A 14224-nucleotide genomic window follows, 5' to 3' on the forward strand; every position below is an offset into this window, starting at 1 on the left:
CGGCCGCTAGACAGCCTGCTGCGGATCGTTGAAATAGATTCGTCGTTTGCCGCCGGGGTTTTTGAGGTTGGTGATCCAGTCGCTCGTTGAGAGCGCATAGCGGTCGCCGACGGCGGAAAAGTGCATGTAGCTTTTGTCAGGAGATGCCGGGGCTTCGTAGAGGCTGTGACCGGCAGCCGTCTGCCCCAGGAGCTCCAGCCCTGCAAGGGCGGGTATCTGTTCAGAAGCCTTCGTATACATCAGCTGCAGGGCGCTGTTGCCAAGACCGTAGGCGACCGGTGCATGTTCGATGAAACAGGCATCCAGGGCCCAGTCGGAGAGGGCGGGGAGCTGGGTGAGCGTATAGAGCAGTTTATAGCCTTTCCCCTCGGCCTCCTGCTGCAAGGCATTAACCTGCTGCTCTGCCTGGCCTTTCTTGTGTTTCGGATAGACCTGGTAAAACTCCGACCCTTTGACGAGAACATCCTGGCGGTCGTCAAGCTCTCCGTATCCGCCGCCGATATCGGCATGAACCCCCAGCAGGGCGATCTCTTCCGTATTGGGCTCCGTCGTACCGTCCGCACGCTTGAGTGACTCCAGCGGGAAGTTGTGGCGGTGTTCGTCTTTGGCGGTCAGGTGAACGATCTTTTGGGCCGAGTCGTTCGAGAGATTCAGGTCAAAGCCGATGTTGACATCGTTGGCAAGGCCTATTGTCGCCACTGTATCGAAGAGGCCGACAAACCCGACGCGGACGTTTGCATCGTGTTTGTAAACGGCATTGACGCGGTTGATGAAGTCGCGCGCCTCGGCAGAACCCCGGCTGAAACCGAAGACATCGATGATGACGGTCTCACCGCCGTTTTGCCGTACAGCCGAACGGACCTTTTTGAGTTTGCGTTTGACGAAGCTTTTGGCATCACCCCCGAAGGCCATGTGGAGGGCGTCGTAATAGTCGTTTTTGGCCTTTTTCCGCTGCCGTATCGCCTCGACGGCCTTGGGAGAGAGGGTTTGCCCCTGTTTGTATTTTCCCGTGCCGACCCCCTGGGAATAGTAGGCGGTGTAGCCGCTGGCACGGTAGACTTTGTAGAGTTTGGCGACGTTGCTCAGCGACCCGTCGCCGATGAGGTCATCGTTGTAGAGATTGTTACCCGTCCCGTCAAAAAATACGCCAAGCCGCATCATCGCCTCTCCTTGTAGAAACTCTTTATAACACCATAAAATATTTTACATTTAATAATGCTTCACGGGAGATCGACGACGGTATGGAGCGCCGTCGGAGGGGAAAAAAGGAGCGTGGCCCTGGTGCGTTATCCGAGTGTCGGGTAATCCAGGTAGCCCTTTTCATCCTGGGTGTAGAAGGTGTCGGGGTCCGGTTCGTTCAGCGGTGCATCGGTCTTGAAGCGTTCCGGCAGGTCGGGGTTGGCGATGTAGAGCATCCCGTAAGCAACGGCGTCGGCGAGTCCGTCGGCGATGGCGGCATTGCCTCTGGCTTTGTCATAGCCGCCGCAGGTAATAAGCACTCCCTTGTAGGCGTCGCGCAGAGCGGCAAGTTCGACGACGTTCGCCCCGTGGCGGATATCGCCTTCCAGGGCATCGACAATATGCACGTACGCCAGCTGATGGTCACTCAGGCGGTTGAGCACGTAGGTAAAAAGCGTCTGGGGATCGGAATCGCTCATGTCGTTAAAGGTCCCGCTGGGGGAGAGCCGCACACCAGTACGGTCGGCGCCGATGGCGGCGCTGACGCCTTCAACGATTTCGAGCAGGAAGCGGCTGCGGTTTTCGACGGAACCGCCGTAAGCATCTTCGCGCTTGTTCGTGCCGTCGCGCAGGAACTGGTCGATAAGGTAGCCGTTGGCACCGTGGATCTCGACGCCGTCACACCCGGCGGCAATGGCGTTTTTCGCCCCGGCGACAAACTGGGCGACGATCTCCGGGATCTCCGTTGTTTCGAGGGGGCGCGGGGTGACAAACTCCTGCATCCCTTCGAAGGTGTAGGTCTCTCCTGCCGGTTTGACCGGCGAAGGGGCGAGGGGAAGTTCGCCGCCCAGGAATGAGGGGTGGGAGATCCGGCCCACATGCCACAGCTGCATATAGAGCTTCCCGCCTTTTGCATGCACGGCCTGTGTCACCTGTTTCCATGACTCCGTCTGTTCAGGCGTATAGATGCCCGGTGTCGCGGGGTAGCCTATTCCCATCGGGGAGACCATGGTCGCTTCGCTGATGATCAGCCCGGCAGAGGCCCGCTGGGCATAGTAGTCGGCCATCATGGCGTTGGCCCGGTGATCTTCTACACTGCGGCAGCGGGTCAACGGCGCCATAACAATGCGGTTTTGAAGGGTGATGCTCCCGACGTTCAGCGGTGAAAAGAGATCCATTGTAGTGCTCCTGTGTGGTGATGGGCCATTATTTCATGACGGGTGTAACAGCTCTATTAAAAACCGGCGGCAATTCGGGGTATTAAAGATGCGAAGCTAGAGACGGTGGTGATGATGAATTGCCTTGACAGCCTCGCGTGCGAAATTGAGCGCATTGATGCTGTAGGTCAGATCGTTGAAGGTCCATGAAAAAGGCTGGAAAAAACCGCCGTTTAGGACGGCGATATAGATAGTGTCCCCGACGAAAGCGATGCGGGGAAAAACGCGGTATTTCTTGATAAGCGCTTCGAGCTTTTCCATCACGGTATGCGAGAGCAGAAAGTTGGCCTCGATGGGATCGCTTCCGTGGACGACATACTCTTTTTCAAAGCCGCTGCTGTCAAGACGTATTTGTTCCAGTCCGCGGTACATCCGCTTTGGCTGCAGCCCGTGACCGAGAAAACCGAGGTGCTTTTCCGCCAGGTCGAAGGAGACGATCGTTGTTCCCGCTACCGGTCGGCGGGCCGCCGTCACGACGAACAGGCCACCGAGTACCGGAACTTTTTCCCCCTTTTCGTGATGCTCGAGCATGACGTGCGACATGCTGACCGGGAGGCCGTCATTGTCATAGGTAAGCAGGTTGTTGGCTTCATAGGTCTTGGCGGGAAAATCATCCACCAGTTTCGATGCGAGGATGTCGCGATAGGAGATGCCCCTGTAGGGGTTGTACTTCAGTCCGGGATCAAATGCACGGAGCAGCGGAGCGGCGACGAGACGCTGAAAGCTCTTAAGGGTCCGTCGGCTTCTTCCCGGTTTCCGCCTGGTAGCAAGGATGCTGTATATCAGTACGAAAAAAAGCAGTACGAGGAGGGCGATCTTGGGTTTTCCCGCGAGGAGCAGGACGGCCGTCACCGCAAAAAGGGTGGTAAAGAGGGCGGCTTTGAGCGTGCCATTGACAGGTACAGTGCCTTCGGAGGGGATGTTCGGCCGGATCTCCTGCTCGAAGACGCGTTCCAGTTCTGCCAATGTCTTCAAATCGCCGCTCCTTTGTACCGATCTAAACAAGATCTTTTATAGGAGATTATATCGAAGGTCCGCCGCACCGCTCTGCGGAACATACTGCTTTGGCGGAATCGCTATTATGACGCCATACGAACGGGCGGTGCCGAAGACGACGGGTTATAATAGGGCAGAACAGATGTAAGGGGAGGAAAGAGCCTATGAAGCTCGACAAACTCAAAACGGCCGAAGCGGAATTCTTCGCGATGTACCCCGGCGGTTTCAGGGATGAAGCCCTTCTCCCCGTTGTCAAACGGCATCACAGCGAGGAGATCGGCCGACAGGTCGAAACACTTTTTGCCGAAAACGCCTTTGGGCAGCCTGACGAAGTGTGCGACAATTTCGCAAAGATCGTCTCCAAATCCTCCATGATCTCCTTTTTCGAGAAACCGCGCGTGCGCGACATGGTCAAACAGATGAGCCCGGAGCAGAAAGATATGCTCTCCATCGCGCTGTACGAACTGCTGCACGGTAACGAAGAAGAGGGTTTTGAGGGGCTTGTTGAGGTGTTGTCGTATTACAAGCTGGCGAAATGGTCGCTGGTTTCCATGCTGCCGTACTATTACAACCGCCGCAAGGCGTTCTTCATCAAGCCGACGACGACCAAGAACATTCTCAAACACTTCGAAATAGGCGGACTGGTGTACAAGCCGCGCCCGGCGTACGCCTTTTATAAAGGCTATTCAAAAGTGCTCAACGAGATGAAAAAACGCGTGGACCCTTCGCTGGGAAAAGACAACGCTGCGTTTACCGGTTTTTTGATGATGACGATGGGGGAGTAGGGCGCAGCCGCCCTGTTAAAGGCAATAGCTCAATTGCCCAGCACGTTTGCTTCGGAATCGTCGAGGTTGTACCAATCGACGTTACGGGTGATGTACATGACCGTCCCCAGGACGCCTAGAAGTCCGAGGCTGCCCATCAGAAGGGCATAGTCTTCAAGCTGTAGCACGATATAGAGATAGGCGTAAAGCACGACGAGAATACCGAAAACGATGCGTGTGAAGAATCTGTTCCTGACGATGCCATGGGAGTAGGCCGTAATCATGAGGGTGATCGACGCGGCAGAGAGAATATAGGCCAGATCGAAGTTCAGCTGTTCGGAGACAGAGAGCAATAGGACGTAGAACAGGACAATGGCCAGGCCGATGAGCAGGTACTGGATCGGGTGGATGCGTTTTTTGCTCAGGACGTCAGAGAAAAAGAATGCCGCGAAGGTAAAGACGATGAACATCAGGGCGTATTTGGACATACGGGTAGCCCTTTGGTATACGTCGGCGGTGATAAGGAGGCTGACGCCCGAAGAAGCGTCTTCGAGGGTGTAGGCGTTCCCTAGCCAAACCTGTGGGAAGTTTCGGTTCAAATGAAGTAGTTTCCAGTGTGCGGAGAAGCCGTCGTCCGTCACCTTCCTTGACACGGGCAGGAATGCGCCGTCGAAACTCGGAGAAGGCCAGCCGGATTTCAGGTTGATCTCGGTGAGCTCGCCTACGGGGACGAAGTGCAGCTGCTCGCTTCCGTTGAGGTTGAGTTTCAGGCTGAAAGCGTTATCCGTGTCCGCGGGGGAGAGCGGGATGATCCTGCTGACGCCGGATGCGGCGAGATCGGTTGTTTTCAGACCGGGATCGAGCGCGTAGTGTTTGGTGTCAAACGTGACGTCGATGACATCCTGTATCCCTTTCATATCGGTGATTCCGACGGAAAGAATGGCGTTTTCCCAAAGGATGTCTTTTGTGTTGATGTTCAGCATTTCCAGATCGGGGAGCGAAAAGTTGCCCGTCAGTGTAATTTGGGCGTTGTACAAGACGGCTTCATAGATGCTCCGGTACCGGATATGCGAGTCGATGTTGCCTGAAATTTTCAGCCGTTTGGGAAGCAGGTGGATGTACCGGATCACACGTTCCGTTTTCCCGTTTTCACCTTTGACCAACGTGTTGTAAGGGACAGTGAAGTAGGGACCGGTGATGGTCTGATCGCTGCCCCATTTCTGATTGATCTCCTGAACGACGGCGTCACGCCGCGTTTCGCGTTCGTCAATGACGGAAGAGACCATCAGCAGCGGGATCAGCAGTACCAGGATTATGACGCCGATCGTAATAATCTTGAGCGTTGCGGAATTGCTGAAATTGATGCCGGGCTTCGGGGGAGTGTCTTTGGCTTCGATGCGCTCTCCTTCACAGGTAGGTTGTGCCTCTGGGGTAGGATGATTCTATAGAAGACAACCTTAAACTTGTGGCAACGAAACCGGTGCAGCTTGCACGCCACTTGCATATGACGCACAAAGGAGTCAACGTGATCATTAAAGCCAACGTTCTCTACGACGGCCGCACGCGCCGGGAAGCATGTTATGTCCATATCGAGGGCAACCACATCAAAGCCGTGACGGAGAGGGCGGAGCGGTACGATTTCGAAGGGATCGTCACTCCTGCCTTTGTCGATCCGCACTCCCATATCGGGATGTTCCGGGAAGGCGAACCCTCCTCAGAGGCCGAAGGTAACGACATGACTGACCAGATCCAGCCGTTGAACGAGCCGCTGCAGAGCATTTATATGGATGATCCGGCTTTGACATATGCCATTGATTTCGGCGTGCTCTACAGCTGCATCGTCCCAGGCAGCGGCAACGTCATCGGCGGGAAGACGACCGTCATACGCCATTTTGCGTCAAACGTCGATGGTGCGCTGGTTAAATACCTGGGATACAAGATGGCGCTGGGCTACAACCCGACATCGACGCGGCAGTGGAAAGGAACGCGTCCCAATACGCGCATGGGGGTCAATGCACTCCTTGAAGAGCGTTTTGATACGCTGCTGGCCCGGGAAAAAAAAGTGCGTACTGCCCGCGATATCGCCCTGCTCGAGCTGGACGAAAGCGCTGATGGAGAGCTCCTTGCCCTCAAACATGAGCAGATCGAGGCGGACTACCATGCCGCCTTCACTGCGACGGAACATGCGCTGCTGGACCTGCTGCAGGGGAACAAACTCGTCAAGATCCACGTCCACAAAGAGGACGATGCACTTTATCTGATCGAGTTGGTCAAAAAGTACGGATTGCGCGCCAGCGCGGAGCATTGCATGGATATTCATCACCGCCATATCTTCGAAGCCCTCGATGCGGCGGGAATCCCGGTTGTCTTTGGACCGTTGGGAAGCGTCGGGTATAAAACCGAGCTCAAACACGCCTCGTATAAGAACGTCTCCGAGCTGGTCGGGGCAAAGGTGCCGATGGCGGTCATGAGCGATCATCCCGTCATCCATGCACACACCCTTCGTGATGCGTCGCAATACTTTATGATCGCCGGTCTCGATGCGACGGATGCGATCAACCTTCTTACCCGGGAAAATGCCCGTGCCATCGATATGGACGCGGAGCTCGGCACCATCGAGCCGGGCAAATGGGCCTCGCTGTTGTTATGGGACCGTGAGCCGATGATGCTCGGCGCCATCCCCCGCGTCGTTATCGGCGAAGGGCGTGTACTGCGGCAATAAGTGCTCGGCAAAACCTATCGACGTACCGTTAGCAAAACGCGGATGGATAATGTTCACACAGAGAGGCTGGTGCTAATGTCGGACGGAAGATATGGGGGATCAACCCGTTCCCACACGAGGATTCGGGAACGGGTCTGGAGGGTTATTCGCAGGGGCCGAGGTATTTGCCGATCATCGTCGTTGTCATGGACATGGCACCCATGCCCGTATCGGTGTGCATGTTCATTTTTCCCTGGAAGTTTTCGCCCGTATAGGTGATGGAGCCGTCGCCTTTGGAATTTTCGCATTCGAAACGCCAGGAAACGGTGTCGCCGTCAACCTTCTGCTCCATCACTTTACAGCCGTCATTGTCGTTCTTCTGCATCGGAACGCGGTCCTGCGCGCTCAGGCACTGCTCGAAAGTCGTGGCCGGAATCTGCATCGGCATCCCCTGCATCTCCGTTTTACTGGTGATGGACCATTTTCCCTCTTTGAAGTCCGGTCCTGCCGGTTCCGAAGAACAGGCGCTGAAGAGGAATCCGGAACAGATTAAGGCGGTAAGTACCGATCGCATATAACATCCTTGTGCATTAATTTTCGGGCCATTGTAATATATTTTTGTGACAATCGCAAACCGAACATTGAACGGTGTGACGATGTGTAATGTTGTTAAGGTTACTTGCGTTAGGGTTACTTTATACAGACGGTTTGGTACGGCACCGTACCCGCCTGTCAACCAACGTTTAAAGGATTCCTATGCTGAAAATGAAATGGGCGCTGATAGCCGTGATGCTGCTGGCGGTCGCCAACACGGCCGGAGCAGCCGGAAATGAAAATGGCGGGCTTTTCCATAAAAAAGTCCAGTTATACAACGGAAAGCGCAGTGATCCCTACACGGTCTTTTACCCCATAGAGGTTACCGAACCGGGGCGGGTGACGTTCGACATCAAGATAACGAACTACACCCATGAGCAGGTCGACCAGCAAAAACGGAACTCCCCTTTCCGCTGGGTGTTTGTCGATTCGCGTTTTCTTAACGGCAAAGAGCCGATGAAAAAGAGCACCTTTCAGGAGTGGGCGCAAAAAGCGAATAAATATAATCCGGTCGAGTACATTGCCGGTGACGAGATCCGGGGCGTCTACAAAAGCCTTAAAACGCTCTCAGACTCCATCTTCGGCAAAAAGAAAAAGAAAAAGCTTCCGGCGTATTACCGCCGCGGAAATGCCCATGTCACGCTTGCCGACGGCCGTTCGACGCCGCCGCACTACGACATCGACCAGATGGAGCTGATGGAGACGCAGGGGATGTACTTCATCGTCCTGCACAACTACGATACGCAGCTGGCACCGGAGTTCGAGGTCAAGATCTCCTACCCCGGCAAACAGCAGTTTGTCGACGAGGAGCTTCAGCCCAAACCGATGGACCTCGGCATCCTGCAGATGGGACAGCGCAAGGGAAGCGGAAAACTCTTTGTGACGCTTCAGAATTTCGGTGAGGGCACCATCGCCGATGAGGTCTATGCGCGCAAAGGAAAGGATGCCCTGACACTGATGCTGACGATCGACGGCAAATCATGGGGCGGGGTGACGCTGGCCGGTCTTGATGAGCGCAAACGCCTGGCGAAACCGGGCGGGAAGGTGACGTATACGTTCGAGAACCTTGCATTGAAAGACGGCATGAAAATCACTGCGTCGCTGAATATGCCGCGTTTCGAGGATACGAACCGCCGTAACAACCGTATGAATACGACGGTCTCCGTCGAACAGACGCTCAAGCCGGTGACGCAGCCGCGCCCGATGCAGGCGCAGTAAACAGAAAAGCGTACGCGCTTAAAGCGGCGCGCGGTCTATTTTGCTCAGAACATCATTGGTCCGGAAGATAACGGAGCGGATGTTCTGAATGCCGAACGAGGTCAGGCGCGCCTCGTGTTTTTCAAGATAGCGGCGGGCATCCGCTTCGTTGTCGAAGAGGTAGATTCCCCCTGCGATTTTTTCGCTTTCGGATTCGGTCCAGATCTTCCAGACCATTCCTTCCTCCTGCGCAATGTCTTCCGCGAGAGGGCGCATCGCTTCGCTCATCTCCGCTCCGAACGGTCCCTCATAGGGAAAATCGACTTGAAGAAGAAAATTCATAGTACTTCCTTTTTGATTGTTGAAGCCTGCTGACAGGTTGGCGGAAGTATAATCAACCCATCAATTTTTGTCAACTAGGTTTACAATGTCTTTCTGTTTCAGTGCACTGAGATCCAGCACCATATTCAACCGTATTATCCTTGCAGCCGTAGACCGTGAGGGATTTACGGAACTTACACCCGCATTGCTCGGCATATTTGCCCATTTGGCAGAGGCAGAACCGATGAGTGTCAGCGCACTGGCAGGCGCACTTGGGAGCACGCGCCAGGCGGCGCATAAGCATGTCGGGAAACTGGCGGTGTCGGGGTACATCGAACTGCAGACGCGTCCGGACAACCGGAAGGAGAAGGTCGTCGTACTGACGCCGCGGGGTGAAGCACTGGTGGGAGTAGCGTTAGATGTGATTGCCCGGACGGAGTCGAAAATGTCTGCGTACCTCGGAACGGCAGCCTTTGAAACGTTTATGCGAAACCAGGAGGCGCTTCTGCATTTTCTGGAGGATCTGGAGCGCGGGGAGTATGGGAACGATCGCAGAGGTTGACGGGTTCTCTACGGCAATGTAAGCCGGATCGTCCCGGTATGGTGGAGCGGACAGCGAAACCGGCCGAAAAATATTTGTTTTTATTCTTAACCATTCTTTTACATTACGGCCAATATCATAGTAAAAAACGGGGAGAAGAAACGATGAAAAAGGTGGAGAGAGAAGCACTTGAATCGCAACTGCTGGCAATGAAAGCGGAGCTGGAATCGAACATCGCGCGTCTGTTGGAAGAGAACGATGCGATTACGACGACGGATGATTCGGTGGATATGGAAGACGGGGTGATGTTGCAGAATGAGAGCCGTCATGAGACGGCCCTGCTGAAACAGCAGCGGCATGAACTCGACGAGGTCAACCATGCCCTATCCAAAATCAAAGAAGGGACCTACGGCATCTGTGAAGCGAGCGGGAAGAAGATCCCCCTCGAACGGCTCAAAGCGCTGCCCCATGCACGTTATGTCATCAAAGCGCAACGAGAGGCCGAAGCGTAGGGTTTCCGTCCGTTGCTTCAGCCCTGTATGAGCGAGAGCACGACGAAAAAGTGGAAGATGCTGCCCCCAAGGACAAAGAGGTGCCAGATGGCATGATTGAGATGCAGGGAGTCCCAGACATAAAAGAGGATGCCCAGCGTGTAGGTAAGTCCGCCGGCAAGCAGCAAGAAGAGCGTCAGCGAATCAACATGGGCGAACATCGGCCCTGCAGCGATCACGATCAGCCACCCCATCAGTGCGTACATGACGAGCGAAAGCTTCTCGTACCGGCCGTAGAATGCCACTTTGAGCGCGATGCCGAATGCAGCTGCCGCCCATTCGACGCCGAAGATGACCCAGCCGAAGGCTCCCTGGACGCCGATCAGGGCGACGGGCGTATAGGTTCCGGCAATGAGCAGATAGATGGCCGAGTGGTCCAGCTGCTGCAGAATACGTTTGAACGCTGGGGCGGTGACGGCATGGTAGAGCGTTGAGATGCCGTACATGATAATCAGTGCGATACCGAAGACCAGTGCACCGGCAAGACGGATGCCGCTGCCGCTCTGCGCAGCCAGGAGGGTCAGGATGCCCAGTGCCGCGGAACTGAGCAGCAGACCGACCCCGTGGGTGACGGCATGCCATATCTCTTCGGCAATGGAAAAAGCGTTGATATCGGTACGGATGGGTGCGCCTTGTTCAAGGGATATCGACCATTATACTGCAATGTCGGCCGCATTGGCAGCGAGAATGCTACACAGTTCAGGTCGTCTTGAAACGGATCGGCAGATGCTTCGCATCGCAGAACGGTTTGTTGGACGATGCACCGCAGCGGCAGAGCGTGACGCGGTTCCTGATCTCGTAGGGGAAGCCGTCCGCACCGATCACGGGGATGCCGCCGCGCACCCAGATAGGACCGCTGCACTTCATTTTCGGATCTTCTATCAGAACGATGGAGGGTTCGAAATGCGGTTCGACGGGTTGGCCCGTCTGTTTGTCCCATGCCACGAGCCGCCCGGCCGGGCAGTCCCACACCTCCTGCAGAAATACCGCCCTGATTTCCGGATCGTCCGACATTTTTACCTGGTTCCAGACCCCGCCGTGCGGGTCGCAGAAGCGGGCGAGGGCGCAGAAACATTTGGCGTCGGTCAGGTACATGTCAGGGCCGTCGTAGCGCTTTGAAAGTTCGAGTATGGGCAGACGTTCGGCCGTTTCCGTGCCGTTGAAACCGCTCTTTGCATGGCTGCCGTCGCAGAAGGGGTGCTTTTGGGACCGGCCGCAGCGGCAGAGGCTATAAACGGCCTGGCGCGGATACTGTTTGTCTTCGATCCATTTGACGGCTTCGCCTTCGTTGTTTACGCCGATACTCTGCACGGAAAGCGGTACACTGCCCCGTACGATGTATGGTCCGTTTTTGACGATGGTGATACTCTGTTCTGTTTCCGTCATACCAAGCCTTCTGCAGACACTTTAGCATATTTTGGAGGTTCCCGGTGTTTTCGCGGATGATTCTGCAGCGACAGGTGTGGCAAAGATGAGGAGTCGGCTGATTGATTGTTGGGGATAAAGATCGCTTATAGCATAATGGGGAACGATGCCTGACGCACTATGATACAATCGTATGACATAGACCCCGTCATCAAGGAGAACAAAGATATGGCCGCTGTCTCTGAAGAACTGCTCAACTTTATCCGGGAGGCCTTGCAAAAAGGGCTGGCGCGCACGGAGATCGAAAAGGTCCTGCTTGAAGCCGGGTGGATGCAGGAGGAGGTGACACACGGCCTGGGCAAGTTCGCCGACGTCGATTTCCCGATCCCGGTGCCGAAACCGAAGCCCTACCTCTCGGCGATGGAAGCCTTTCTCTATCTGCTGCTCTTTGCCGCACTCTATATGAGCGCCTATAACCTGGGGAGCCTGCTGTTCAACATCATTACGCTGGTGCTGCCTGATCCCGCATTGACGGGCGGTATGGATATGCAGGAGTGGATCGAGCGTAGCATTCGCTGGGATATCTCCATGCTGCTGATCGCTTTTCCGCTCTACCTCTATATGAGTTATCTCATCAGCCGCTCCTACCGGCGCGATCCTCTGGGTCGGGGGTCAAAGATACGGAAATGGCTCACCTATGTGACGCTGTTCATCGTATCGGGCTTTATCGTCGGCGACCTGGCCGTCCTGGTGTTCAACCTGCTGGGCGGCGAGATGACGCTGCGCTTCTTCCTGAAGTTTCTCGTCGTCGCCGTGATCGCCGGGACGATCTTCGGCTATTACCTGTGGGATCTCCGCAAAGAGGAGAAGGAGCAATGAGAAGCGGCGACGTGACGGGGAAGTCTCTTATATTCTTGTCGATGACCATCGTAATCGGCGCAATCGTCGCGGGGATGGTGATGATCGACTCCCCCGCAAAGGAACGGGCGCAGAAACTCGATAAACGGCGCATCGCGGATCTGGCGGAGATCGCCATGAGCATCGACCGCTACTGGGAACGGTACAAAAAGCTTCCGGCGGACCTCAATGTCCTCCAGGAAGGCGTGGTCAGCGACCTGGATATTGCAGACCCCAAAACCCTGAAAAGCTACCGTTACCGTACCACGGCGTCATCATCGTATGAACTGTGTGCCGAATTTGATACGAAACAGAGCAAAGAAACGTGGATAAACCGATACGGAAGGGACAGGAACTGGTCCCACACTGCAGGGGAGTACTGTTTCGCACTGGAGCCTTATAAAAAGTAGCTCAATATTTTCGGAATTGCTCTGGATGAAGGCGAAGCTTAGGGGGCATCAGGACGCGTGTGTGTGCCGGTACAGTCTCATAGGGCGAAGGGGCGTCAGCTCTCCTCTTCGCCTACCTCTTCAGACTGTGTCGTGACCAGCGCTTTTGTATGGTCACCGTAGACCGGCTTCTCGTTGCGCAGAAGATCCGTGATGATTGCGAAACTTTCGGCGTTGACGGAGATGCTCTTCGAACGCACGCCGTCAAAATAGGTAAACCAGAAAAATCCGGAGTTTGTGCTGGCGTCCCACCACGCCTGGTATTTGTTGATCAGCTTAATGGCCATTTCTCTCTCCTTGTTACCGATTGTTGTATCGTGATTGATCGATTCCCCAAAACTTCCGGAATCATTATAGCCGTAAAAATAAATAATTAAAAACATAAAAACGTAAATATTAGAAATACTATGTTGATTCTGGTCTGTGTAGTCAGAAGCTTGTGTTTCGACAGACATAACAATAATGGAGGGTGGAAGGAAAACGGAGGATGCGGGGGTAAAGCGCCATGACGGCGCCTTACACTTTAAGCCATTTCAGGCACGTTTTAAAACGACGGCAAACTCATCGCATGTGCCATGAAACGGATCGCCGGCGACATTGGCGAAACATTCCGAGATGGCGAGTCCGTTTGCCTCTACCTCCGTTGTCAGGGTCTCATAGCTGTAATGTTGAAACCAGTTATACACCTCTTTCTGCTGCCCGTCTTTTACGTAGATGTGATACCGGTCCAATACAACGTTTACCTCGTCGTACTTGAACGTATTGACAAAAGCAAAATAGTTCTGTTCGGACCAGAACCCGTTCAGTTGATTGCGCTCGTAAATCGCCTGCTCCGTGCGTTTGTCATAGGCGTTCAGCGAGTAGACATCAAGCAGCACGCTGCCGCCGTCGGCCAGGAGCGTGCGAAATTTCTGAAGCAGCCGTGCGCGCTGTTCCGGGCTCAGTGCGCAGAAATCGCACATGATCATCGTGATGAGGTCGAACGGCATACTGCTTTCGAAATCGAGATAGTTTCCCTGGACATAATTGACTTCAGGGGTATGCGCTTTGGCGTATGCAAGAGAAGAGACCGAAAAGTCAAGCCCGGTCACATGCCCGCTCAGCGCGGCAAACTGTGAGGTGTACAGCCCGGGACCGCAGCCGAAATCACAGATGCGGCTGGCACGGTGAAGCCCAAAATGTCTTGCTATCCACGTGACGGATCGGTCGATAAAAGCTTGCGAGCGGGAGGCGGCATTGATATCGGGATTGAGATGGTATTCCAGCATCTTCTTCGAGGTATGCGGGTCATTCCAAAGTGTTTCCGCCGTATAGGCACTATAGGGTTGGGGACGCGTATTGATGCGTTTGAGTGTTTGGTACATAATGTTTCCGAAATACGGCGACAGTCGTTGAAATCAGCGTGTTGTCACCGTGTGAAAATTTTGAATAGGTTGAAGCGTTTGTTTAATA

The 14224-nt window shown here is 54.6% G+C and carries 17 protein-coding genes; 7 read left to right on the forward strand and 10 right to left on the reverse strand.

Annotation, left to right across the window (positions count from 1 at the left end; all coding sequences use genetic code 11):
- Positions 1-6 precede the first annotated feature (6 nt).
- From WCX18_RS05270 to WCX18_RS05280, 3 genes are all read right to left on the reverse strand, one after another.
- Positions 7-1161: a DUF2235 domain-containing protein gene (locus tag WCX18_RS05270; protein ID WP_345990348.1), complete on the reverse strand. Its 1155-nt coding sequence runs from the start codon at positions 1159-1161 to the stop codon at positions 7-9.
- Between the two features lie 125 nt (positions 1162-1286).
- A complete protein-coding gene (locus WCX18_RS05275; RefSeq protein ID WP_345990350.1) occupies positions 1287-2357 on the reverse strand; it encodes an alkene reductase in 1071 nt (356 codons plus the stop codon).
- A 96-nt stretch (positions 2358-2453) separates the two neighbouring features.
- Positions 2454-3371, reverse strand: coding sequence for a DUF3137 domain-containing protein (locus WCX18_RS05280; RefSeq protein WP_345990352.1), 918 nt, complete (start codon positions 3369-3371; stop codon positions 2454-2456).
- A gap of 185 nt (positions 3372-3556) precedes the next feature.
- Between WCX18_RS05280 and WCX18_RS05285 the strand changes: the two genes are divergently transcribed.
- A complete protein-coding gene (locus WCX18_RS05285) occupies positions 3557-4177 on the forward strand; it encodes a hypothetical protein (protein ID WP_345990354.1) in 621 nt (206 codons plus the stop codon).
- A gap of 29 nt (positions 4178-4206) precedes the next feature.
- Here WCX18_RS05285 and creD read toward each other — a convergent pair whose 3' ends face one another.
- Positions 4207-5553 (reverse strand): cell envelope integrity protein CreD, encoded by a 1347-nt coding sequence (creD, locus tag WCX18_RS05290; RefSeq protein WP_345990766.1) that lies wholly within the window; start codon positions 5551-5553, stop codon positions 4207-4209.
- A gap of 128 nt (positions 5554-5681) precedes the next feature.
- Here creD and WCX18_RS05295 point away from each other — a divergent pair, with 128 nt between their 5' ends.
- Positions 5682-6878 (forward strand): amidohydrolase family protein, encoded by a 1197-nt coding sequence (locus WCX18_RS05295; protein ID WP_345990356.1) that lies wholly within the window; start codon positions 5682-5684, stop codon positions 6876-6878.
- A 142-nt stretch (positions 6879-7020) separates the two neighbouring features.
- On the opposite strand, the gene WCX18_RS05300 is transcribed toward WCX18_RS05295, so the two are convergent.
- Complete coding sequence (locus tag WCX18_RS05300) at positions 7021-7431, reverse strand: DUF3617 family protein (RefSeq protein WP_345990358.1); 411 nt, start codon at positions 7429-7431, stop codon at positions 7021-7023.
- Positions 7432-7613: 182 nt separating this feature from the next.
- Between WCX18_RS05300 and WCX18_RS05305 the strand changes: the two genes are divergently transcribed.
- Positions 7614-8669 carry a hypothetical protein gene (locus WCX18_RS05305; RefSeq protein WP_345990360.1) on the forward strand — a complete coding sequence of 352 codons (1056 nt, stop codon included), beginning with the start codon at positions 7614-7616 and terminating at the stop codon, positions 8667-8669.
- A gap of 18 nt (positions 8670-8687) precedes the next feature.
- Here the strand turns inward: WCX18_RS05305 and WCX18_RS05310 are convergent, their stop codons facing one another.
- Positions 8688-8990: a monooxygenase gene (locus WCX18_RS05310; protein ID WP_345990362.1), complete on the reverse strand. Its 303-nt coding sequence runs from the start codon at positions 8988-8990 to the stop codon at positions 8688-8690.
- A gap of 85 nt (positions 8991-9075) precedes the next feature.
- Between WCX18_RS05310 and WCX18_RS05315 the strand changes: the two genes are divergently transcribed.
- Positions 9076-9531: a MarR family transcriptional regulator gene (locus WCX18_RS05315; RefSeq protein ID WP_345990364.1), complete on the forward strand. Its 456-nt coding sequence runs from the start codon at positions 9076-9078 to the stop codon at positions 9529-9531.
- 143 nt (positions 9532-9674) lie between these two features.
- Complete coding sequence (locus WCX18_RS05320) at positions 9675-10022, forward strand: TraR/DksA C4-type zinc finger protein (protein ID WP_345990366.1); 348 nt, start codon at positions 9675-9677, stop codon at positions 10020-10022.
- A 17-nt stretch (positions 10023-10039) separates the two neighbouring features.
- Here the strand turns inward: WCX18_RS05320 and WCX18_RS05325 are convergent, their stop codons facing one another.
- Both WCX18_RS05325 and WCX18_RS05330 read right to left on the reverse strand, forming a co-directional pair.
- A complete protein-coding gene (locus WCX18_RS05325) occupies positions 10040-10708 on the reverse strand; it encodes a hemolysin III family protein (protein ID WP_345990768.1) in 669 nt (222 codons plus the stop codon).
- A 52-nt stretch (positions 10709-10760) separates the two neighbouring features.
- Entirely contained in the window at positions 10761-11447 is a 687-nt protein-coding gene (locus WCX18_RS05330; RefSeq protein WP_345990367.1) for a CDGSH iron-sulfur domain-containing protein, read from the reverse strand.
- A gap of 159 nt (positions 11448-11606) precedes the next feature.
- Between WCX18_RS05330 and WCX18_RS05335 the strand changes: the two genes are divergently transcribed.
- Entirely contained in the window at positions 11607-12305 is a 699-nt protein-coding gene (locus WCX18_RS05335; RefSeq protein WP_345990369.1) for a DUF5671 domain-containing protein, read from the forward strand.
- Between the two features lie 41 nt (positions 12306-12346).
- The gene (locus WCX18_RS05340) at positions 12347-12733 is read left to right on the forward strand and encodes a hypothetical protein (protein WP_345990370.1); all 387 of its coding nucleotides are present in this window, start codon (positions 12347-12349) and stop codon (positions 12731-12733) included.
- A 95-nt stretch (positions 12734-12828) separates the two neighbouring features.
- On the opposite strand, the gene WCX18_RS05345 is transcribed toward WCX18_RS05340, so the two are convergent.
- Both WCX18_RS05345 and WCX18_RS05350 read right to left on the reverse strand, forming a co-directional pair.
- Entirely contained in the window at positions 12829-13059 is a 231-nt protein-coding gene (locus WCX18_RS05345; protein ID WP_345986572.1) for a hypothetical protein, read from the reverse strand.
- 246 nt (positions 13060-13305) lie between these two features.
- The gene (locus WCX18_RS05350; RefSeq protein WP_345990371.1) at positions 13306-14136 is read right to left on the reverse strand and encodes a class I SAM-dependent methyltransferase; all 831 of its coding nucleotides are present in this window, start codon (positions 14134-14136) and stop codon (positions 13306-13308) included.
- Positions 14137-14224 lie beyond the last annotated feature (88 nt).

It is taken from the genome of Sulfurimonas sp. HSL1-2, assembly GCF_039645565.1.
Classification (GTDB): domain Bacteria; phylum Campylobacterota; class Campylobacteria; order Campylobacterales; family Sulfurimonadaceae; genus Thiomicrolovo; species Thiomicrolovo zhangzhouensis.